Genomic DNA, 22,007 nt, shown 5'->3' with positions numbered 1-22,007 from the left:
GATTTCGAGTCAGGCTCCTTCGGCCAGCTCGGACACCTCTCCGTATATTATTTTTTGCGCCGCTCCTTGAAGAAATTCTTCATGATTGCAGCACATTCATCAGCTCTTATTCCAGCTGTCACATCAAGCCTGTGATTAAGAGCATCATGTTGAACGATATTAAATACCGACTCAACAGCGCCCGCTTTGTAATCACTGCTGCCGTACACCAGCCGGTCAACCCGGCTCATAACAAGCGCGCCTGCGCACATCGGACACGGTTCTATAGTAACATAAAGTGTAGCTCCCGTCAATCTCCAGCGATTCAGTTTGCGGCAAGCCTCCCGGATAGCAATGACCTCGGCATGGGCTGTCGCGTCATTCCAAGTCTCACGCATATTATGAGCCGATGCAATTACCTCGGCGCCGATAACTAATACAGCGCCGATTGGCACTTCGCCGATATCGTAAGCTTTGCGGGCCTCAGCGAACGCTAGCCCCATATAATAGTTATCGTCCATAAGTGCGGTCACCACGCAGCATCAATGTATTTTGCAATGAACAATATTATAGCTTATCTACGTTCCAAATTGCAAGTCCTCACTAACTGGTATTTATTCGCTGGTACACCTTGCAGCAGCATCCTTTAGTTGCATTCTAAGCTGTGCGATGGTTGCCTTAATATCTTCCGCAGCGGTAATCTCAGTCACTACCGCAATAACCTTAGCACCGCGATTAGCTACCTCTTTAATATTATGAGTTTTTATGCCGCCAATGGCTACAAAGGGAATATTAATATTTTGTACAACAAAATCTAGATATTCCAAGCCTACCGGCTGACAGACATCCCGCTTGGTCCTAGTTGGAAACAGCGGGCCGACACCGATGTAATCAACGGCTTCATCCCTTTCCGCCCGTTCAGCTTCAAGCGGAGCATGAGTCGACAGACCCAATATCATCTCAGGACCTATTAATCGCCGAACTTCACTGGGCGGATAATCATTTTGGCCAATGTGCACTCCGTCGGCTTCAGTCATCAGGGCCAAATCAGGACGGTCATTAACAATAAACAGCGCGCCTGCTTGTCTTGTCAGTTCTCTGATAACGCGGCATTCCCTAAGCTTTTCACCGGAGTTTTTATCTTTCTCGCGGTACTGAATAATTGTAACACCGGCCTCAAGCATGGCCTTGACTACTTCGATTGTCGCTCTTCCCCGCGAGTGTGGCGAGTCGGTAATCCCATATAGATCAGCCCTTAAAAATTGCCGTATCCTTTCGCGGCGTAATATCATCTATCTTCCCTCCTGCGGCATATTGCCAAGAATATAGGCCAGTACAATATCCGCCTGTTTGGCAGCTGCAATGGCAACCCGGGGAGCAAGTGGCGGCATATTGTCAATGCCGCTTTTTTCATCCCCGATTACAAATAATTTACTGCCGACCTTCCGCACCACAATATCATCGCTATTTCCCCAACCCGCAATTCCTGATACGGCAACAACTAACTTGCCGGCAGATGCATAATGCTGTACCAGCAGACTCTTAATAGCAGGAACGTCTAAACATTCGAGCACGACCTGGCGGTCTTCAAACCAATCGCCGACATTTTGAGCCGTAATTTTCTGCTGAATAAGTTCGAGTTCCAGATCAGGATTTATACGGCATAAGTTTTGGCCTAATGCTTCAACCTTGGCCATCCCTATTTGGTCGGCAAAAAAGAACTGCCGATTAAGATTGCTGGGCTCGATGCAATCATAGTCGATTATCCGCAACTTTTTAAAGCCGCATCTAACTAAAGCAGCAGCGCAGTTAGAACCCAGGCCCCCTGCACCGGCAATTCCGATTTGGACTTTTTCAATAGCGTCCAGTTGTTGCTGTGTTAAATAGCGTGTTAAGGCTGTCTTAAAATCCATGACTCCCTCTTTCCGGCCAAGTTATAGATAGTGCCAATCTTGGAAAATCGGTTGATAGCCGTTCTTTTTTAACATTAAGCGAATTTCCTCAACCCCGCGCTCGTCGGCAAGCTCAAACTGGCCTTCTTCTTTTTTATCGCTATACCCGCCGACTGCGGTCGATACTCCAGCCGACATCCTTGTTACGCCAAGCTTAATCAATTGGTCGCGTAACTCTGGCCGTTCCCTTGTTGATAGACCGATACCGCTATGCGGCATAAAGATACGGTATGCCATTATGTATTGCACAAGATCTACGTCGCTTACAGGCGCAATCGCCTGGAATCCGCCGTGACAGGGCCGCAACCGGGGTGGAGCAATCTGAATATCGACTGCCGGATATCTGTTTTGCAAGTAAGCAGCGTGAAGACCGGTGAAGAAACTTTCCTGGCGCCAGGGAGCCAAACCAAGCAGCGCTCCTACAGTAACAGTTCGCATACCGGCCTTGCAAGCCCGTTCCGGCGCGTCTAGCCGGAATAGATAATCTTTCTTAGGCCCCGATGGATGCAACGGTTCGTAGCACTCTTGCTGATAAACCTCCTGATACATTGTCATTCCGTCAACACCGGCATTAACCAACTGCCGGTATTCTTCCTCGGTCAGCGAGTATACTTCGACACTTATGCAGCTAAAATGCCGCTTTAAGACCTGCACACAATCGGCCATGTAATTAACGGTAGACTTTGTCGGGTGCTCGCCTGTCAGCAACAGAATGTGCTTAAGCCCCATCCGGCTGATTACTTGAGCTTCTCTATCCACCTCGTCCAGCGATAAGTGCCGTCTGGCAAATTGGTTTTCATGATTGAAGCCGCAGTAAACACAGGTATTTATGCAGTAATTTGATACATAAATAGGTGCAAAAAGCTGGACTGTCCGCCCAAAATGCTTTATTGTCTCAGTCTGAGCACGTCTGGCCATCTCCTCCAACCGTCCGACCGCAGCCGGCGACAGCAAAGTAAGGTAATCTTGCGGCGATAGCCTGTCTTTATCCAACACCCTGTCAACATCCCGCAGCGTAAGCTTCTCAAAGAATGAATCAAAATCAAAATCCTTATATTCCTTTATTAACTCGTTAACGGACATAAGCTTCAACTCCTCCCCAGAAAACCGGTGAGCGGCGAGGAAGCCACCGCAGCGTCCAGCTGCCTTCCTAGTCCCGCAAGATAAGCAAGCCTTCCGGCTGACACCGCATGAGCAAAGGCGGCAGCCATCTTGACCGGGTCACCGGCGGAGGCAATGGCAGTATTGACCATAACTGCTGCAGCGCCCATCTCCATGGCTTCAGCTGCTTCAGACGGACGCCCGATGCCGGCATCAACGATAATCGGGGTATCAGGCAGCTCTGCCAGCAAGATGCGAATCATTTCTCGGGTTTGCAGACCGCGGTTGCTGCCAATCGGCGCGCCAAGCGGCATAACTGCCACTGCTCCGGCTTCGACAAGTTCCCGTGCGGCATAGATATCCGGGTTCATATAGGGAAATACTTTAAACCCTTGAGCGGCGAGAACTCGGGTTGCTTTAATCGTTTCCTGGTTATCAGGCATTAAGTATCGCGCGTCAGCAATAACTTCAATTTTAACCCAGTCACCGTAGCCGGCGGCTCTGGCCAGCTTAGCAATCCGCACAGCCTCGTCGGCGTTTCGTGCCCCTGAAGTGTTCGGCATTAAAACTGCGTCCTTAGGAATACAGTCCATAATATTCTCCTGCAAGTTTTCGGCACTAATTCTTCTAACGGCAACGGTCACCGCATCAGTCTGCGCCGCTTCCATCACCTGCGGTAAGATACTCTGATCGGCATATTTTCCTGTACCAACAATCAGTCTGCTTCTTAGTTTCTTGCCGCCAATCTCCCAATTATTAATATCCATAGTTCAGCCTCCTCCTACAAATGTTACAATTTCCAACCGGTCGCCGTCCTGTAAAGCCACAGTCTCCCAGTCTTGCCGGGTTAGTATTTGTTCATTCAGTTCTATAACCAGATGCCTGCCCTTCAGCCCCATTTGTTCGAGCAGTTGTTCAACTGTACTGCCCTTTGTAAGCTGAATTTCTTCCCCGTTTACTACAATAGAAATAAAATCGCCTCCTCTCCAATAGATAAATACACGTCGCTACTATTTCCTGATTTGCAGAAAAGCTATAAAAATAAATAAAAGCGCACCCCGCCAAAAAAAGGGTGCGCAAAAATACGCTTTCACTACCTTTCCTACGCGGGCATTATCCCGATCAGGTTCAGAGGTAAGTGCTTATAGCACACTCTCAGCCCATAACATGAGCTCCCTCGGTAACGTGCATTTTCAATTGCCTTTATTCTACTGCTCTGAGTTTTCTATGTCAAGACTACTTTAGTCCTTTCTTTATCACCGTTTCAAGGTTTTTGATTATAGCTTCAGCGACTACTTTCTGTCCCTTGTCTGTAAGATGAGTTCCATCAGCTTGATAAACCTCGCCACTAGAACATACTTTAAGGGGAGTATAGATATCAGCAACTTTAACGCCGCTATAGCAGTCAGCTACTTGATGGACAAGCTGGTAGTGCTTATAAAAAACCTCTGTCATATAGCAGATCTTTTTGTGAGTGGGCGCAATTGGCGTCATCAAAAAGACATGGCAATCCTGATTATAATTTTGCACCAACTCAACGCACTTGCTTAGCTTAGTTTTATATTCGGAATCTATAAAGCTGCTTGCATACCGACTGTATAATTCCTGCCCTAACTGCGGCGGCAATCTTTTTGTATACTTTTTAAGTACTTAAATTTTCGCCGATCCCATTTACTGGTTTTTTTTGCGCTTAACCTGCTTAAGTAATGATTAAAGAATTGCAGGATAACAATATCAAACTTTCTCAGTTCCAGTTCACTTTCTAATACGGCATACATCTGTTCTAGAGTCTGATTATGAACACAACTGGTATTGCTGGTTATCGACACATCAACATCCGGATTATTTTTAAATGCTCGCTTAATCTGAATTGGCAAAGCCAATGTGGGGGGTGTATGATAACCGGTTATAGTACAAGCCCCTACTATTAGTATTGAAGAATTATTCATATACAACTCCTCTGATCAAACTTGCCATTTTCCCTCAGTGCTATTGCTTCAACAAATTCTATCTGTCTCGGCACTTTATGAGGGGATAATCTCTCTAAACAATGTCTCTTAACCTCAGCTTTGCTAAGCCTTGCGCTACTATCCAACTTAATATAAGCAGCAGGAATTTCGCCCCTTAAACTATCCTGCTTACCAATAACCTTCACGAAGTTTACCCCACTCAGTTGATATAGAACTTCCTCAATCTCTTGCGGTACAACTTTTAAACCGTCAACATTTATAATTTGCTTTTTTCGACCGGTTATATAAAGGTATCCCGCCTTATCCATGTAGCCTAAATCTCCGGTTCTAAGCCAGCCATCCTCGATACCCTCAGATGTCAGCTGAGCCCCATTAATGTAGCCCAACATTACATTTGGCCCTCTAAGCAAAATTTCACCTTGGTCATTATCTATATTTAAGAACTTGACCTCAACACCTGCCCGTAATTTACCGACCGATCCGAATAACGGAACCTCATTAGCAGACATCTCTGTTGAGTCCATAGCCTCGGCAAGCCCATAATTTTGATAAATATTGCAGCCAAATTTATTTTGGAATAATTCCTGTATCTTAGGAGGCAAATAAGAACCTAGGCTGGACACGCCCCGAATGCTTTTTAATGCCTCTTTAGCAAGACCGTCTGTCAGTACATTGTATATGCCCGGAGTGCCCCATATCCATGTTGCAGGATACTTTTCAAGATATGAGGCAAGCGTTTTTATCGTGAAACTTTTCATGGAAATAATTGTAGCTCCCATGCCTATTGCTAACAGAACTTTAATAATCCGGTAGGTAAATGGAATACAGCAAATAAATACATCGTCAGACAAACAATGTGTTCCCGGTTGTTCGAGCCGCCATGTCAAATTAGTTTGGGATAGCAACACGGCCTTAACTTTGCCTGTAGTGCCTGAAGTAAACCTTATTTGACCATACTCAGTACTGCCTAGTTGTTTAAATCTTCCTGGTCCCCTCCGGTCTGGCTCTGTTGTAATTAATGCTATTGAGCAGTTTGGCAAATGCTTTTTTAGTTTAGCGTAGACACTGCTTTCGGCTGCAATCTTATAGGCTTTTACAGTATCACACATCTTTTTAAGTTCGCAGATAGTACTCTTGGGTCCAATAGTTACTGGGATTGCACCAATAAAAGAAAGCGCAAAATAAGCCGCTAAAAATTCCGGGCCATTAGATGCATGAATCACTACCCTATCATTTGCTTGGATAGAATTCTGAGAGAAGATCTTTATATTGCTGAGAATTATTCGATAAAGCTGATAATATGTCAGACTACCTGACTCCCATATTAAGGCCGTTTTGTTTGGGGACCGGTCTAACGACCGGATAAATAAATCAGTGACATGCATATTAATCATCCTCCGCAACAAAGCTTCCCTTTTCCCCTAACCATTTACCAACGACTTTATCCACTTATTACCATATAAATAGCGGAACTCCTGCAAAACCCCATTAATTATAAACAAAATTATCCACTTTTACAGAAAAAGGTCTCTTCCCGTAGGTTGAGACCTTTTTCTGTACTGTACGATTATGAAATTATTCTGACTGGTAAATTTCTTTAACCTTCTCTGACATCCACCTCATAGAAGCAACCATCGACTTTTATCCGAAATCTTCTGCAGGGGGACGTTAGAACTTCGACTGATCGAGATGGATTCCAGGCCGCCAGTTTTATTTCTGTTTCACGAAGTATCTTGTGCGCTTCGCCGACTGTTATTTCCGAAAAGCGCAGCTTATCACCGGGCTTGGCTTGGGCAAGAATGGGAATGTCGCTTGAAATCACGGTGGCAATTTTTGTATAACCCCCGGTAGTCTGCCGGTCAGCAAGCATCACAATCGGCATACCATGACCGGGAACTTGAATAGAGCCCAGGCTTATTCCGTCCGAGATTATATCGGCAGCAGCTTTGTGGGCAATCTTAGCGCCATCAAGCCGATACCCCATACGATCAGCTTCGGTTGTTACGGTATAGGTTTCGGACAAAAAAGCGGCTATGCTTTCAGGAGGAAAGTAGTCATCTTGAGGGCCTAAAACCACTCTCACTTTATATTCATCGCCGTACATCGGAATCAACTCAGCAGGAATTCTGGTACCAACTGCTACGTCCTTAGTCTTATTGCCACTTTCTAAGTAATCACCTTTTTTAAGCTGCCGTCCTTGGTAACCGCCAAGCTGCCCGCGGATATAGGTCGCGCGGCTCCCCATTATGACCGGGACATCAATGCCTCCGGCTATCGCAATATAAGCCCGGCAGCCGCTCTGCAAGCCCCCAAAGTCCAGGACATCACCGGACTCCACAGCCAATGTTTGCCACATTGCGGCACTGCATCCATTAATCTGCGGCATTAAATCACCGCCGGTTATCACGATGAGGGTCGACTGACAAAACCTTAGTACCGGCCCTAGCATTGTCACTTCTAAACCGGCCGCATTCTCCGCATTTCCGACTAAGCGGTTGGCAAGACGCAGCGCGTATCCATCCATTGCACCTGCCACCGGCACCCCATACTGCTGGTAACCCCAACGACCTAAATCTTGAACCGTTGTCAGCAGACCGGGTTCTATTACTTCCAGTACCCGCATATTACTCCCTCCGATTCAGCTGATAGGTCACAGGATGATAATCCCCTGAGCTAATTTGACTTTCCAGCAATTTATATTGGTCGGCGTCAATCGGGATAAAGCGCACATAGTCGCCAGCCCGCAACATTACCGGGATTTCCCGGGAAGGATCGTAAAGCGGCAATGGCGTACGCCCGATGAGCTGCCAGCCGCCGGGACTGTCAATCGGATACATCCCAGTCTGATTACCCGCAATTCCCACACTGCCTTTGGGAATCTTAGTACGCGGCGTCTTGAGCCGCGGTGTCGCAATCTTCTCCGACATTCCTCCTAGATAGGTAAATCCTGGTGTGAAGCCCAGCATATAGATCAGGTAGTCCGTCGAGGTATGGATAGCAATTACCTCGTCAACCGAAAGATTATGATACTGAGCAACAAATTCAAGATCGGGCCCGAATTCACCGCCATACACAGTCGGAATTTCTACTACCTGCGGACTTGGCAGCTCTAACGTACTCAGATTTTTCTCGGCATCGCTGATAATACCGCATAGTTCATCAAAATTAATAACAAGCGGGTCATAATAAACAGTCAGCGATCGATAGGTCGGGACTAATTCGGTAATCCCGGCGATGTGCTGATTAGCCAGCACAATCATCATCCCACGTATTCTACGGTTAATCACTTCACTTATTTCATTGCCGAATTCTACAACTAAACTTTTATCTCCGGCAGGGAGGCAGCGCGCCTTGTTGTACATATCCCCCCTCCTTCCAACCGTACTAAATTAACTACTTAAGCAGGGCCTGCATCCCCATAAGCGATTGCCAGCCGGCCCAAGCTGTAATAAGAACGGCCAGGATACCAAATATCATCAGCCAGGTCGGATGCTTGTAGTCGCCAATGATTCTCTTGTTACGGGCGGCAAGCAGCATCGTACCTAATGTGATCGGCAAAATCAGGCCATTAAGTGAACCGGCTAAAATGAGCAGATTAACTGGTCTGCCAATGGTTACAAATATTGCTGTTGAGGCAATGATAAAGAAGATAATCATCTTAGGAACATTGATATCAATCCACTTATGAACTGAACGCAGGAAAGAAACGGTTGTATAAGCACAGCCGACAACTGAAGTTATCCCAGCCGCCCAGAGGACCATGCCGAAGAACTTATAACCGATATCTCCTGCCGCAATTTGGAATGCCGAAGCAGGCGGATTTGCCGGATTGAGTTTGTAGCCGGCAACGACAACGCCTAGTACAGCCAAGAACAGCAATACCCGCATTACGCCGGTAACTACAATACCGGTCACTGCGCTCCGGTTTACCTCACCTAAATTTTCCTTGCCAACGACACCGGCATCCAAGAGTCGATGACCGCCGGCAAACGTGATATAACCGCCTACAGTGCCACCAACCAGAGTTACCATTGGCAGCAACAAGGAATCAAAATTATCTGGGAGCACACTCTTGACTGCTGCTTCAGCCACCGGCGGATTGGAAGTCATGGCAACATAACCTGTTAAGAGGATCATAATGCCGCCAAGAACTTTCGCAAAGGTATCCATGGCAACACCCATTTCCTTATAAAGGAAAATTGCAATGCCAATACCGGCAGAAATTAAAGCGCCTGTTTTTAAATCTGCCCCGAACAGAACATTAAAGCCCATAGCACAACCGCCGATATTACCGATATTGAAAGCTAGGCCGCCTAAAGCAATTAGCGCAATCACAAAATAACCCAAACCCGGGAAAACCATATTGGCAATATCTTGGCCACGTTTGCCGGACATGGTTATAACCCGCCATACATTCATTTGAGCGCCGATATCGATAATAATTGATGCTAAAATGGCAAAAGCAAAGTTAGCCTGAAACCTTTCGGTAAATACTGCTGTCTGGGTTAGGAAACCTGGTCCTATTGCCGAAGTTGCCATTAGAAAAGCAGCTCCCAATAGCACCGACCAATTTCTTTTTACCTTGCGGGCGTTTTGTTCTGGTGTAAGAAGTGGTCCACTCATTAATACCCCTCCACATCATTAAATTTACCCCAATAAACAAACCCCTAGATAAGTTTCACTTTATAACGTTGCAATACTCTCGTCTTTGATATCGGTTATAAACATATGTCCCGGAGCATGAGTAATCATAAACTCCGGCTTAGCCTCCATCGCTACCGCCTGCGGCGTACAGCCGCAAGCCCAAAAGACCGGCGTCTCACCAGGGTTTATTGTTACGGCATCACCAAAATCAGGTTTGCTTAAATCTTTAATCCCTATCTGGGCCGGGTCCCCGATATGGACCGGTGCTCCATGCACTGCCGGGAAGCGCGAGGTTATCTGAACGGCTTTTACCACCTTACCCGGCGGCAGCGGCCGCATGCTAACGACAAGCGGGCCTTTAAACATCCCAGCCGGCTGACAGTCAATATTAGTGATATACATTGGCACATTGCAGTTTTCTTCGATGTGTCGCACCGGCACATCGGCCCGCAGCATTGAACTTTCAAAACTGAAACTACAACCTAAAAGAAAAGCCACTAAATCCTCCCGCCAGTAGCTTACTATATCGGTGACTTCGTCAACAAAAGCTCCTTTTTTATAAATCCGGTATTTGGGAATTTCAGTACGTAAGTCTGCACCGGGGGCCGCGATTTTGGGTTCCGGGTTTCCGGCATCAGTTACATCTAAAACCGGACAAGGCTTAGGATTGCGCTGACAAAACAGCAGAAAATCAAAGGCTAGTACTTTAGGTAAGAACACAAGATTAGCCTGGGCAACCCCCGGCGCCAAACCGGCTGTTGGTCGCCGCCATTCACCGCGGCGAATGCAGGCCCGTATTTCCGACGGTGAAAGAGCTGTATAATCCAACAACAATCCCTCCTTACTATTTTTGACTAAGCGGAGAAATCTGAATTCCGGCTTCTTCCAGCCTCATACGAATAGTCCTTGCCATTTCCACTGCGCCAGGGCTGTCACCATGCAGGCAGACGGTATCGGCACAAATTGCTATCTCTTGGCCATCGGCAGCTGTAATTGTGCCCTCGGCTACCATTTTAATCACTCGGGCTGCCGCCTCTTCCGGGTCATAAATCATGGCCCCGGGCTGACCCCGCATTATCAACGTACCATCGCTGTTATAACCCCGATCGGCAAACACTTCATTGGCCACCCGCAGACCAACCTGCTGTCCGGCCTTGATCATCTGGGAACCGGCAAGACCGACAAAAATCAGTTCCGGATTAACGGCAGCAATAGCCTCAGCAATTGCTGCGGCTAGTTTTTCATCTTTGACTGCCATATTGTATAAAGCTCCATGCGGCTTGACGTGCTGGAGTTTGGCTTTTGTGGCTTTTGCAAAAGCCTCTAACGCTCCCACCTGATAAATTACATAGTTTTTTACCTCGTCAGGAGATAAGGCCATCTGACGGCGGCCAAAGCCTACAAGGTCCGGAAAGCCCGGATGCGCCCCGATTGCAACCCCTAATTCTTTAGCTAGTCCTACTGTTTTTTTCATGACCATTGGATCTCCGGCATGACAACCGCAAGCAATATTTGCTGAACTTATCTGCCGGAGCACGTCCTGGTCAAGACCGAGAGTATAGGCGCCAAAACTTTCCCCAAGGTCTGAGTTCAAATCAACACTTTTTTTCAAACTTGCACCTCCCTATGAAGTATTTACCACCAATGCTGCGAATGCTTACCTGACACGATCCTCATCTTATTAATAGATTTATTCTCCTATTAATTCAATTATGTAGTATTTCTATAATTAGTTCTAAAACCGCCAACCAGCCGCTTTTATTCTTAAAACCCGATTTTACCAACGGCATTAAAGTATTTTTCAAAAAGAAACCTAAAAATTATACCCTATAATAAACCCATCAATACGCTGCACTCCAGAAAGGAGCTTGTCATGAAAAGTAATTTTAAACGTTTAGTACATGGTATTATGAGTATAATTACAACCTTTTTTTTCATGGCTGCCCCCGTCGCCGCGATCGTATATTCCTCTGAATCCCTGGAACCAAGTAGCACCCCGCTCGTAAGAAACATGTCGGATCACCAAACGGCTAATTCCAAAATTAAGATGAAGTTGGTAGATGATAATACGCCAGTAGCACCTAATCAGGGAGTTCCCACACCTGATTCTTCTGAAGATCTCCAGCCGTTGCCGCGATAGGTGGTGAGCATGCCGCATACATACTCATTACTTTGCGAAGATTCAGTGCTTCCACTACAAAGGATGATAACGATAAATATAATCCCCATCAACTAACTGCAAGTTGATGGGGATTATAGCTCCCTTTTAGTCTTATTTATGCGCGGTAATAATCTGCCGATCATTTTTACTATGCATCTCAACTTGACTAAAGCCGGCTGATTTAAGCCAGTCAGTATACTGTTGCAACGTCCATGTACCGCCGGTTTTGGTATTTGCCAGCATATTAACGGCAAAAAGTTCAGCCATTGAGCTTTCACCTCTGACAAAATCCAAAATCGCGATACGTCCGCCGTCCATCAACGAGCCATTTACTCGCTTAAATAACCGGATATTCTCATTTGCACCGTAGATATGACAGATATTGCCCAGAAAAGCCAGATCGAATTGACCGGGCGTAATAGTTTCAGTAAAATCGCCAACTGAAAATTTAATATCTTCGCCGGGTAAGATAGTTGGTCCCATAAGCTTACAAATTTCCGGTAAGTCCTGAACAGTGACTGATGCTCCGGCAGTTGCAAAAGGACGGGCATAATTCAGCGGCCCTCCGCCAATATCAAGAATACGGGGATTTGCCGGCAGACCGGCCAGACAAATATCCACAAGCCAGTCGGCAACTTGCTTCGCACTCTTTTTCATAGCAGCCATAAAACCCCGGGCATCCTGTTCATCCCGCACCCGCTCCGGGGGCTGCCCTGTCTTGAGTATTTCCGGCAGGTTAGTCCAGGATCTAATAACATTGAAGGTATGTATAAGCGAGTAGCCAATATAATGTTCACTGGTTTCGTCGAAAAATAATTGTACTGCTTCCGGAGTTAACTCTAGCACTTCGTCCTTTCTTTTTATATAGCCAAGGGAAATAAGCGCCTCTACTACCGTCCAAGCTGCCCTCGAATCCATCGCTAAATCCTTAACTAACGCCTCTAACGTGGCCGGTTTTTCGTACAAGCTTTCGAAAACTCCTCCCTTCAAGGCTGCGCCAACTACTAACAATTCCTGCGGAACCGTAAGGTTGTTTAGATTTGGCATATCCTTCCCTCCAAGTTAATTTTTTAACAATAGTATTAGCACTCATTGTTCAATTGGACAGACGCAACCGCAGCAATTACGAGAACAATGCCGCTCACTTGCCAGTAACTAAGAACCTCGCCGAAAAACATTGTGCCTACTAGCGCTGCTACGATCGGCTCAAGAGTAGCAATGATGGCGGCCCGTCCGGCTTCGATATGATTTAACGCAACAGTATAGCACAAGTAAGCAATGACGGTGGAAAAAAGGCTGAAGCCGATTGCGTAGAGGGCCGCTGGCCATTGTAAAAGCAGTGTCTTTACTTGCCATAGTCCGCTGATCGGCAGCATTGCCGCAGCTGCAAATATAAAGGTATATACTGTAACTGTCATCGCACTGCAATGACGAAGCGCAAATTTGCCGAATATACTGTATAGTGCATAACCAAATCCCGCCCCAAGCCCGGCAGCCAACCCGTAAAATGATATCGTCGCTTGGAAGTTTGGAAAAGCGCCCACTACAAGCGTACAGCCGCTGAAAGTTACGACTAAGGCTACTATTTTTTGAGTTGTCAGTCTTTCGCCGAATAACAGCCGCGATAATAACAAAACAAACGCAGGGGCAGTATAAAGAAGAATGGCAGCCACTGCCACTGAGATTTCCTGAATGGCGCTAAAATAGCACCAGTTAAAAAACGCAATGCTGAATATTCCTGTTCCAATAAAGTATTTAGCGTCAGTCAACTTTATTCTTAATTGGCTCCTGTCCTTAACGGCAATATAAAGCGCCAGGATAATTGCGCTGAGTGCAACCCGGATGGCAACAATCTGCAATATAGTGAACCCATATGCTGCCAATCCTTTTACAAAGAGCGAAATAATGCCCCATAAAACGGCTGCAGCCACAATTAAAGCATAAGACCAAGTCGTCAATTAAATTCCTCCGTAGAATATCAATACACTAGCTTTCGCCGTATAAAGGCCATGCATCCTCATAATATGCTTGTCATTTTTATACATTGTACCATAAAATAAGGTGAGATAAACAAAGATGGAGCGTCACGTATGAATTTTAATCTTTCACTAGAAACGTCCGTCCTGATAGTCGTTATGATGACATCCTTCCTCGCCCCATTTATGGGCAGTTCAATAAATCTTGCTATTCCGGCTATCGGTGCCGAGTTCAGCGGCAGTACCGTTTTTCTCAGTTGGGTAGTGTCAGGTTATTTGCTTGCATCGGCCGCATTTCTGCTTCCGTTTGGCCGGCTGGCCGATATTATTGGCCGCAAAAAGGTGCTGATTACCGGACTGATTCTATTTTCACTTTTCGCCCTGTTGTCGGGATTGGCTTGGTCCGCAGAGTCGATTATTATTTTTCGGGTGGGGCACGGGATTGCAACTTCCATGATCTTTGGAACGGGTATGGCTATTATTACGTCGGTCTATCCGCCGCAGAAACGCGGGTTCGCAATCGGCGTAATAGCTTCGGCAACCTATGTAGGTTTATCACTGGGACCGGTTATCGGCGGCTTAATGGTTCACTACCTTGGCTGGCGAAGCATTTTTTACTTCTCGTCTCTAGCCGGTATTATAGCAGCAGTATTAGCTTTATGGCGCCTTAAAGGCGAATGGGCGGGCGCTAAAGGTGAGAAGTTTGATTTGCTAGGCAGCCTTTGCTATATGCTGGCCATCACGACAATCTTGTATGGACTATCTTCAGTATCTACAGACAGCTGGGGAAAATACGCCTTAGGGCTAGGTATCATTTTGCTTGGTCTATTCCTTTTTTACGAATCTAAACACCCCTATCCTATTCTTCACATTGGTCTTTTTCGCCACAACACTATTTTTGCCTTTTCAAACCTTGCGGCTATGATAAATTATAGCGCCACCTTTGCTGTCGGCTTTATGGTCTCGCTGCTACTGCAGGTTGTTATGAGAATAGACTCCGATGTAGCAGGATTAATTTTACTGTCGCAGCCACTAATAATGGCCTTATTCTCGCCCTATGCCGGTTCAATCTCTGATCGAATCGAACCGCGCATCGTTGCTTCAATAGGGATGGGGCTTAACACGCTCGGCCTTTTTGTGTTTAGTTTTGTAACCTCCAGTACCCCATTATGGTTGTTAATGGTTAATTTAGCCATTATTGGCCTCGGGTTTGCTTTATTTTCATCCCCTAATAATAACGCTATCATGGGTTCAGTTGAGAAGCAGTTTTATGGTGTCGCTTCCTCTACACTTGGTACGGCCCGGCTCACCGGGCAGGCAATGAGCATGGCAATCGTTACGCTTTTACTGTCCGTCTATGTCGGCGGCGCCGATCTTACGCAAAACCACGCTGATTTACTGCTCGTAGGTTTTCGCGCAACCTTCCTTGTCTTTACTGTTCTTTGTGCCGGCGGAGTCTTAGCGTCGCTGGCAAGAGGCAAAATGAATTAATGAGGGAGGAGAGAGAATGGAGGTATACCAGTTGGCATGACGACTAATGATACACTTATCTCTGATATCGTCGCATGGTCACAAGCAGTGGATATGCAGGGAGGTTAACAGCTCAACTTAAAAATATCACCAACGAAACAGATATAGCAAAGGAGGCCTCCGGTCGTGGCAAAATCACCGTATAGCTTTATTGATACACCGGCGTTGTTAATTGATAAAGACCTCATGGAAAACAATTTGTATTCTATGCAAAAGAAAGCCGATAAATATGGGGTAAACTTAAGACCTCATACTAAAACCCATCGAATGCCTGAGCTCGCCAAACTGCAGATGAAATTAGGCGCATGCGGCATAACAGTTGCAAAAGTTGGCGAGGCTGAAGTAATGGCCAATAACGGTCTGACCAATATTTTCATTGCCAATGAAATCGTCGGCAAAACAAAGTTAGAAAGAATTAAAGCTTTAAACAGAAAAATCACCATCAGAATCGGTGTCGACAATGAATACCAAGTCAACCAACTGGAAGAAGTCTTTGAAAATGAAGAAAAAGGCATAGAAGTGCTAATAGAAATTGAGGTCGGCGAAAACCGTTCGGGGGTAATCACCGTTGACCAGCTGATTAATCTTGCAAACCACATTAAACGTAAAAAGAAAGTCATTCTTAAAGGCGTTTTCTCGCATGAAGGTCATTCATATAAAGCTAAAGATCCCGAAACATGTATCAAAGCGTCAATCGAGAGCCAACAAAGAACGCTACACGCCGGTAATCTCCTTAAAGAGTTAGGAATAGCTATTGATACAATAAGCATCGGCGCAACTCCGTCGATGATGCACGCTGAAATAGTTGAGGGGATAACGGAAATACGGCCGGGAACATATATCTTTATGGATGTCGGTCAAGGCAGCGCGATTAATGATTTCACTAAATGCGCCGCAACTGTTTTAACTACTGTTATCAGCAAACCAACCGAGGAAAGAATCGTACTGGACGCCGGTGCTAAATCGCTGACGTCCCAAAACCGCAGTGAAGGTATCTGCTCAACCCAGGGCTACGGCCTTGTCAAAAACTCAGATAACATCAGGCTAAGCGGCGTATTTGACGAACACGGACTGATTTACAGTAAAGCGTTTAGTGAATATATTCAGGTCGGCGACAAAATTGAAGTTATTCCGAATCATATCTGTCCGACCTGCAACCTATATGAGAAAGCCTATTTAGTATCAAAATGTTCTATTATTAAAGAAGTTCCAATTCTATGTAAGGGCAAGTCGCAATAATCGTGTGATCCTCTTGTTTTCCAGTCTAAATCTTAGGCAATCGCCTAGGATTTTTTGTCGTTTCAAATCCTGATAGCATATTTATATTAAGAGAAATTATATAAGGGGCGATTTAATTTGGATAGCGCCAACTCAGTACGCCAACAGGCTTTTTATCGCATGGGCGATCCTTCTAAACCGCAGGTGGCCTTAACCTTTGACGATGGTCCTGATGTCCAGTGGACACCGCAGATACTGGATGTCCTTGATCAAAAAGGCGCTAAAGCTACCTTTTTTGTCCTGGGACGCGAAGTTGAAAAAAATCCGCAAATCGCCGCCCGTATTGTTCAGGAAGGTCATGTTATCGGTAACCATGGCTATTCCCATACCGTACTGACGAGACTGTCTTCAAGCCAAATCTCGTTAGAACTTGCGCGCGCGAACAATGCCATTTCAGCGGCAACTGGGGTTCAACCGCGTTTACTGCGGCCGGTAGGCGGTGCCTTCAACCAAACAGTACTGAACACAGCGGCTCAAAATGGTTATTCAGTTATTCTTTGGTCAGTCGATCCCCAGGACTGGAAAGGAATAAATGCCACTGCTGTTGTAAATCGGGTAATAGCTAATACCAGGCAAGGCAGCATTATCCTCCTTCACAGCGGCGAAGGTCCGAATTTAACGGGAACTGTTCAAGGACTGCCTAAAATAATTGACCAGTTAAGGGCCAAGGGGCTGCAGCTCGTTACCATTCCGGAGCTGCTGGGTCTGCAAGCTTATAGGTAATACTATTACAATCGTTCGCGTAAATTCGCTGAGCTTCTTACGGCATAATATATCGAAACGAGGTAGAATTGTTTGAATAATTCTACCTCGTTCTATCTATTGCCGTATGACTAAAGTAAGGCTTACGAAACACTAAACCTGCTGACAGCCGTTTGTAATTCTTCTGCCATTTTAGCTAACGCCTGACTAGACGCGGCAATCTCCTCCACCGACGCCGATTGTTCTTGGGTAGCAGCCGATACCGTCTGAGCCTCGCTAGCTGCTTGTCTGCTTAAATTATCTATATCTTTAGTGGATGCCACGATTTGCTGACTGCCGCTAGCCATCTGCTGCATTGCCGCCGAAATTTCCCGCACCTGGCCGGAGACCAGTGTTATCTCATCTGCAATTTCTTGGAATGCTGCCCCGGCTGCATTGACCACTTCAGAGCCATGTTTGACTTCTCGCGTTCCGTCTCCCATCGCAGCAACAGCTTTATCGGTATCTCCTTGAATTTCACCGATAAGCTTTGCGATTTGCTTAGCTGCTTCCTGGGACTGCTCGGCGAGTTTTCGCACTTCCTCAGCTACAACCGCGAAGCCTCTCCCCTGCTCGCCAGCGCGAGCTGCTTCAATCGCAGCATTAAGGGCCAGTAGATTAGTCTGTCCGGCAATTCCTGAAATGGTGTCTACGATTTGACCAATTTCCTTGGATCGCTCGCCTAGCGTCTCAACTAATGAAGCGGATGTGCTCACTGTCTGCTCAATTTGTAGCATTTGGTTAATAGCATTCGTCACTGCCAGACCGCCTGTCCTAGCCGACTCAGCAGCTTGGCCAGATACTTCGGCAACCTTATTGGCATTTGCTGCAACTTGTTGAACACTGGCCGACATTTGCTGTACTACTGCGGACGTTTCTTCCACGGCGTTCATCTGATTTTCAGCACCTTGGGCAATACCGGTAATTGATTCAGTAACTTGATTAGCCGCCTGTGCCGATTGATTAGCACTGGCAGTTAATTGCTGCGAAGAAGCGCTGACTTGCTCGGCTGACTGCGACACTGCTTGGAGGAGTTCTCTTAAGTTGTTTTTCATTTTATTAAAGGCAGCGGCAATTTGCCCCATCTCATCTGACGACTTTGTTTGCAAATCAGTCTTTGTTATTTTCCCGTCAGCTATCTCACTGGCTGCCGCAACTAACTGCTGGGCTACGCTGGAAATGCCTCGGCTGACAACGAAACTAATTGCAATAGCAACTAAGATAGCTAAGATATTTAAAATCAACATTATCTGTTGAATGCTACTTACGTCTTCCCGTATTTTAGTCTGTTCGCCTTCAACAAAGGTTTTAATCATTTCTACCAGTTGATTAGCACCTTCTTGGGCATTGGCGTAAGGCTGAGCTCCTTGCTGTATACACAGCAAAAGTTCTTTCTGATTACCTGCTTGCTTAGCTTGCATTGCTTTTTCCGAAAAGACCTCATAAGCGGCTTTTTCCTGCTTAAGGGTTTTAATTAGTTTCTGAGCATTTTCAGTAAGGAAGATTTTTTCCATCTTGCTTATTTTTTCATCCGAACTCATGCGTATATTATTGAATTTAGCGCGAGCTGCCGGATCGCCAGTGAGATTAAACCGCCTAACGGTACCGGCCTCTTCGGCCACGTCAGTCCGCAGTCCCTCAGCCAGTAAGATTTTTTCAACATTTGAATCCAGCACTGCCTGATACTCATCATTTATAGCCCCGATTTTCACATAGGTGTAACCGCTTAAAATTGTAATAATAGCGATTACAATCAAGAAGCCTCCCATAATCTTTTGGCCGACTGTCAACTTCATATCTTTAGCTCCTCTCAATGTCTAACTTCTCACTGTCAAGAACAAGGTCTTGTAGTACAAAGATTCATCTATCTGTTGCATCAACTTCCCAATGACAGGTTCTTCCAAATATGTTACGCTACTACTATAGCCTCTAACTCGTCTACACTAAGTAACTGGCTCAAGTCAAGGATTATTAGCAATCGATTAGCCGTCTTGCCTACTCCTCTAATACATTCATTTGAGCCAGCGAGCAAAGGCGCATCTTCAATCTGCTCGCCCGATAGCAGTAATACTTCGGTAACCTCGGTTACAATCACCCCGACCTCACGACCTGCAATATCAACTATAATAGCGTGCCTGTCATTCCAACGTTCATACTTAGCCCAAATTTTTTAGCGAGATCAAGAGCCGGAATAACTTTACTGCGCAGACTTATAATGCCTTCCATAAAGTCGGGCGTATTAGGCAGCCTCGTTGCAGTCCTGTACTGAATGATCTCCCGAACTTGGGATATGGAAACCCCGTACTCCTCGTTACCTAACCTAAACACAACCAATTGTTCTTCACCCATTCGCATCCACTCCTTCGTTATATCCTTAAACCTTAAGTTTACTTAAGATATAGGTCTTGAGTGACCTTGATGAGGCATTAATCAGAGAATCCTAGGCCCTAGTCTCCTCAGGATAGTTCAGTGTTCAAAGAGAAATTATGTCTCGCAAATCATTTGCGCAAAACGAATCTAAAACAACAATCTTTTCCATATCAATCAGAGACAAAGCATCAACTATCTTTGGGTCAAACTGTGTACTTCTGCACCGTTCTACTTCTTTCAAAGCAGCGGAGATTGAAACCTTTTGCTGATAGGGACGATCAGTTATCATAGCAGCTAATGTATCGGCAACCGCACATATTCGGGCCAACAGATGAATATCATCGCCCTTAAGCCCTAACGGATATCCCATACCATCGTACCGTTCATGATGACCTAAAACTATGTAAGGCATTGCATTTAAATGAGCGGTTCTCCCTAGTAAGTTATAACCGATAATCGGATGTTGCATCATTACATCTTGCTCAGCTTCATCTAGCTTAGTTGGCTTAAATAGAATCGCATCTGGAACCGCCAGCTTGCCAATGTCATGTAACAGCGCCCCCGTATAGAGGTCTACTAGTTGGTTACAACTAATTTTCAGTGCAGTTCCTATCTTGACCGCAATGTCACTAACTAGGATAGAGTGTATAGCAGTTTCCTTATTTCTGAGGCATAGAACATTGAGGAATGCTCGCGTCGAAGCCCAGTCTGCATGCTGCTGTAATTGCTCATTCACAGTATCGCCCCACCGTTTCACCATGGAATAATTATTCTACTATAGGATAACATGCTGTAGTATACTACTAAGAAAATTGCCTTTCAACTACTTTGGGAATAATTTCAACTAATTCCATCATTTTTTTACAAAAAAGAGGGGATTTTGATATGAGTACATTTGGTTCTAACCTTAAAGAGGCTCGGCTTAAACGCGGTTGGACGCTTAAGCAGCTTTCTGAATTGTCAGGAGTCAGCGTTGCTATGCTCTCCAAAATAGAGACAGGTGAAAAGATACCAACGATTCGCGTCGCCGGGCAAATATCCGCTTCCTTGTCCTTATCAATCTCGGACTTGGTCGGAGACAACGTGCAACCGAAGCAGTGCGTAGTAATAAGAAAAGAGGCTCGCAAAAGAGTCTTTAATCCATTAACAGGACTTGAGGCCCAATTATTATCGCCCGGTATTCCATACAGCGGGTTAGACTTGACTTATGCAACCCTCCCACCGCATTCAAGTTCTCGTCTAATACCTCCCCACGCCCGTGGCTCCGAGGAATATTGCATTGTGGCCGAAGGACAGCTAACTGTAATTTTAAATCAGACTGATTCTTACAATTTACATGCTGGCGATTCAATCTTTTTCAAGGCTGATGTTTATCATGAAATACAAAATCAAACAGACGAAGAATGCAAGTACTATTTGGTTTTTAATAAATAGACGCCGTACCTAAAATATAAGGAACATGTCGGCGTGACATGTTCCCTTATCTGCTTTGTTATATATTTGAACCTTAAACCTGCTTACCATTCTTGTAATTCTTGGGCCTTTAGCAAGGCTTGGACTTCAAGAGGCTATTTCTTTCATGGTTGCCGTTTGCGCTTCTGTTTAATGTTTTACTCCGGGGTCAGGGTTTTGGAATGCCGGCGGATAGGGGTCCTTTAAATCAAAATATTTGCCGGGAGTGGAGAGATTGAAGTAGAGACGGGCATTTTCATCAACGCCCCAGTCAAGATTTGAACTTGTTCCTTGGATACGGTTGAAGGCTTGCCTGAATAAAGTATTATGAGCTTCTTCACGATTGAGCAGAAAATCAATTGTTTCCCGAACATATTTGTCATTAATCTGCCGATGCAAATATTCGTAAACGACTTTTGCCCGCTGTTCGGCGGCAATATTAGAAAGCAAATCTGCAGGCAGATCGCCGGTTACATTTACAAAGGCAGCCGTCCAATAATAACCGGAAGCAGTCGCGAGAGCCGGATTGAGACCGGTCAGCACCTGACTTTCAATATGTCCAGCGTCTGCGGCCTGAGCATCAACATCGTGGCCGTTGAGAAGATTAATGGTTGCTGCAACCATTTCCATATGGCTTAGCTCTTCTGAGGCAATATCCATAAAAAGGTCCTTTATCTCAGGGTCCTTAATGCGGAAGCTTTGGGACATATACTGCATAGCCGCTTTCAGCTCTCCCTGCGGTCCGCCAAGCTGTTCGGTAAGCATCGCTGCATATGTTGGGTTAGGCCGTTCTACCTTGACTTCCTGTAAGAATTGCTTTTCGTGACGAAACATTATACCAACTCCCTCATGA

At 45.6% G+C, this 22,007-nt stretch carries 26 protein-coding genes and 1 riboswitch; of the genes, 5 read left to right on the top strand and 21 right to left on the bottom strand.

The features are described 5' to 3' along the window. Positions 1-47: 47 nt before the first annotated feature. The 14 genes from GX348_05920 to GX348_05855 all read right to left on the bottom strand — a co-directional run bounded on the left by GX348_05920 (position 48) and on the right by GX348_05855 (position 11,258). Entirely contained in the window at positions 48-500 is a 453-nt protein-coding gene (locus GX348_05920; protein NLP41726.1) for a nucleoside deaminase, read from the bottom strand. 93 nt (positions 501-593) lie between these two features. Continuing rightward, positions 594-1,271, bottom strand: a complete 678-nt coding sequence (thiE, locus tag GX348_05915; protein ID NLP41725.1) for a thiamine phosphate synthase — start codon at positions 1,269-1,271, stop codon at positions 594-596. After that, the gene (thiF, locus tag GX348_05910; protein ID NLP41724.1) at positions 1,272-1,892 is read right to left on the bottom strand and encodes a sulfur carrier protein ThiS adenylyltransferase ThiF; all 621 of its coding nucleotides are present in this window, start codon (positions 1,890-1,892) and stop codon (positions 1,272-1,274) included. Between the two features lie 21 nt (positions 1,893-1,913). Further along, entirely contained in the window at positions 1,914-3,014 is a 1,101-nt protein-coding gene (gene thiH / locus GX348_05905) for a 2-iminoacetate synthase ThiH (protein ID NLP41723.1), read from the bottom strand. A 5-nt stretch (positions 3,015-3,019) separates the two neighbouring features. Further along, positions 3,020-3,799 (bottom strand): thiazole synthase, encoded by a 780-nt coding sequence (locus tag GX348_05900; GenBank protein ID NLP41722.1) that lies wholly within the window; start codon positions 3,797-3,799, stop codon positions 3,020-3,022. A gap of 3 nt (positions 3,800-3,802) precedes the next feature. Continuing rightward, entirely contained in the window at positions 3,803-4,027 is a 225-nt protein-coding gene (gene thiS / locus GX348_05895) for a sulfur carrier protein ThiS (protein NLP41721.1), read from the bottom strand. Positions 4,028-4,113: 86 nt separating this feature from the next. Next, positions 4,114-4,221: riboswitch (TPP riboswitch) on the bottom strand. Positions 4,222-4,268: 47 nt separating this feature from the next. Next, on the bottom strand, positions 4,269-4,658 hold the full coding sequence (locus GX348_05890) for an SGNH/GDSL hydrolase family protein (protein ID NLP41720.1): 390 nt from the start codon (positions 4,656-4,658) through the stop codon (positions 4,269-4,271). After that, the gene (locus tag GX348_05885) at positions 4,643-4,981 is read right to left on the bottom strand and encodes a hypothetical protein (GenBank protein ID NLP41719.1); all 339 of its coding nucleotides are present in this window, start codon (positions 4,979-4,981) and stop codon (positions 4,643-4,645) included. The genes GX348_05890 and GX348_05885 overlap by 16 nt, the downstream gene beginning before the upstream one ends. Beyond that, positions 4,978-6,387: a long-chain fatty acid--CoA ligase gene (locus GX348_05880; GenBank protein NLP41718.1), complete on the bottom strand. Its 1,410-nt coding sequence runs from the start codon at positions 6,385-6,387 to the stop codon at positions 4,978-4,980. The genes GX348_05885 and GX348_05880 overlap by 4 nt, the downstream gene beginning before the upstream one ends. A 212-nt stretch (positions 6,388-6,599) precedes the next feature. Next, positions 6,600-7,625 carry a biotin-dependent carboxyltransferase gene (locus tag GX348_05875; protein NLP41717.1) on the bottom strand — a complete coding sequence of 342 codons (1,026 nt, stop codon included), beginning with the start codon at positions 7,623-7,625 and terminating at the stop codon, positions 6,600-6,602. Position 7,626: 1 nt separating this feature from the next. Then, positions 7,627-8,364 carry a 5-oxoprolinase subunit PxpB gene (pxpB, locus tag GX348_05870; GenBank protein ID NLP41716.1) on the bottom strand — a complete coding sequence of 246 codons (738 nt, stop codon included), beginning with the start codon at positions 8,362-8,364 and terminating at the stop codon, positions 7,627-7,629. A gap of 31 nt (positions 8,365-8,395) precedes the next feature. Continuing rightward, on the bottom strand, positions 8,396-9,625 hold the full coding sequence (locus GX348_05865) for a divalent metal cation transporter (GenBank protein ID NLP41715.1): 1,230 nt from the start codon (positions 9,623-9,625) through the stop codon (positions 8,396-8,398). A gap of 60 nt (positions 9,626-9,685) precedes the next feature. Next, complete coding sequence (locus GX348_05860; protein ID NLP41714.1) at positions 9,686-10,477, bottom strand: putative hydro-lyase; 792 nt, start codon at positions 10,475-10,477, stop codon at positions 9,686-9,688. A gap of 13 nt (positions 10,478-10,490) precedes the next feature. After that, the gene (locus GX348_05855; GenBank protein NLP41713.1) at positions 10,491-11,258 is read right to left on the bottom strand and encodes a LamB/YcsF family protein; all 768 of its coding nucleotides are present in this window, start codon (positions 11,256-11,258) and stop codon (positions 10,491-10,493) included. A gap of 261 nt (positions 11,259-11,519) precedes the next feature. On the opposite strand from GX348_05855, the gene GX348_05850 reads away from it, so the two are divergent. After that, positions 11,520-11,786, top strand: a complete 267-nt coding sequence (locus GX348_05850; GenBank protein ID NLP41712.1) for a hypothetical protein — start codon at positions 11,520-11,522, stop codon at positions 11,784-11,786. A gap of 132 nt (positions 11,787-11,918) precedes the next feature. On the opposite strand, the gene GX348_05845 is transcribed toward GX348_05850, so the two are convergent. Together GX348_05845 and GX348_05840 are read right to left on the bottom strand one after the other, a co-directional pair. After that, positions 11,919-12,854 (bottom strand): methyltransferase, encoded by a 936-nt coding sequence (locus tag GX348_05845; protein NLP41711.1) that lies wholly within the window; start codon positions 12,852-12,854, stop codon positions 11,919-11,921. A gap of 35 nt (positions 12,855-12,889) precedes the next feature. After that, positions 12,890-13,765 (bottom strand): EamA family transporter, encoded by an 876-nt coding sequence (locus tag GX348_05840; GenBank protein NLP41710.1) that lies wholly within the window; start codon positions 13,763-13,765, stop codon positions 12,890-12,892. A 132-nt stretch (positions 13,766-13,897) separates the two neighbouring features. Between GX348_05840 and GX348_05835 the strand changes: the two genes are divergently transcribed. The 3 genes from GX348_05835 to GX348_05825 all read left to right on the top strand — a co-directional run bounded on the left by GX348_05835 (position 13,898) and on the right by GX348_05825 (position 17,314). Next, positions 13,898-15,274 carry an MFS transporter gene (locus GX348_05835; protein NLP41709.1) on the top strand — a complete coding sequence of 459 codons (1,377 nt, stop codon included), beginning with the start codon at positions 13,898-13,900 and terminating at the stop codon, positions 15,272-15,274. 225 nt (positions 15,275-15,499) lie between these two features. Next, positions 15,500-16,552, top strand: a complete 1,053-nt coding sequence (locus GX348_05830) for a D-TA family PLP-dependent enzyme (protein NLP41708.1) — start codon at positions 15,500-15,502, stop codon at positions 16,550-16,552. 117 nt (positions 16,553-16,669) lie between these two features. After that, entirely contained in the window at positions 16,670-17,314 is a 645-nt protein-coding gene (locus tag GX348_05825; GenBank protein NLP41707.1) for a polysaccharide deacetylase family protein, read from the top strand. Positions 17,315-17,436: 122 nt separating this feature from the next. Here the strand turns inward: GX348_05825 and GX348_05820 are convergent, their stop codons facing one another. The 4 genes from GX348_05820 to GX348_05805 all read right to left on the bottom strand — a co-directional run bounded on the left by GX348_05820 (position 17,437) and on the right by GX348_05805 (position 20,462). Next, the gene (locus tag GX348_05820; protein ID NLP41706.1) at positions 17,437-19,122 is read right to left on the bottom strand and encodes a HAMP domain-containing protein; all 1,686 of its coding nucleotides are present in this window, start codon (positions 19,120-19,122) and stop codon (positions 17,437-17,439) included. Positions 19,123-19,241: 119 nt separating this feature from the next. Beyond that, complete coding sequence (locus GX348_05815; protein ID NLP41705.1) at positions 19,242-19,499, bottom strand: hypothetical protein; 258 nt, start codon at positions 19,497-19,499, stop codon at positions 19,242-19,244. Beyond that, positions 19,454-19,681: a purine-binding chemotaxis protein CheW gene (locus tag GX348_05810; GenBank protein ID NLP41704.1), complete on the bottom strand. Its 228-nt coding sequence runs from the start codon at positions 19,679-19,681 to the stop codon at positions 19,454-19,456. The genes GX348_05815 and GX348_05810 overlap by 46 nt, the downstream gene beginning before the upstream one ends. A gap of 124 nt (positions 19,682-19,805) precedes the next feature. Continuing rightward, a complete protein-coding gene (locus tag GX348_05805) occupies positions 19,806-20,462 on the bottom strand; it encodes an HD-GYP domain-containing protein (GenBank protein ID NLP41703.1) in 657 nt (218 codons plus the stop codon). 125 nt (positions 20,463-20,587) lie between these two features. On the opposite strand from GX348_05805, the gene GX348_05800 reads away from it, so the two are divergent. Continuing rightward, on the top strand, positions 20,588-21,136 hold the full coding sequence (locus GX348_05800; protein NLP41702.1) for a helix-turn-helix domain-containing protein: 549 nt from the start codon (positions 20,588-20,590) through the stop codon (positions 21,134-21,136). A gap of 168 nt (positions 21,137-21,304) precedes the next feature. Here the strand turns inward: GX348_05800 and GX348_05795 are convergent, their stop codons facing one another. After that, positions 21,305-21,988 (bottom strand): manganese catalase family protein, encoded by a 684-nt coding sequence (locus GX348_05795; protein ID NLP41701.1) that lies wholly within the window; start codon positions 21,986-21,988, stop codon positions 21,305-21,307. Between the last annotated feature and the right edge of the window lie 19 nt (positions 21,989-22,007).

The organism is Veillonellaceae bacterium (assembly GCA_012523975.1).
GTDB lineage: Bacteria > Bacillota > Negativicutes > JAAYSF01 > JAAYSF01 > JAAYSF01.
Note: the sequence above shows the minus strand (reverse complement) of the source record. Positions and strands in the feature narration are given on the sequence as shown.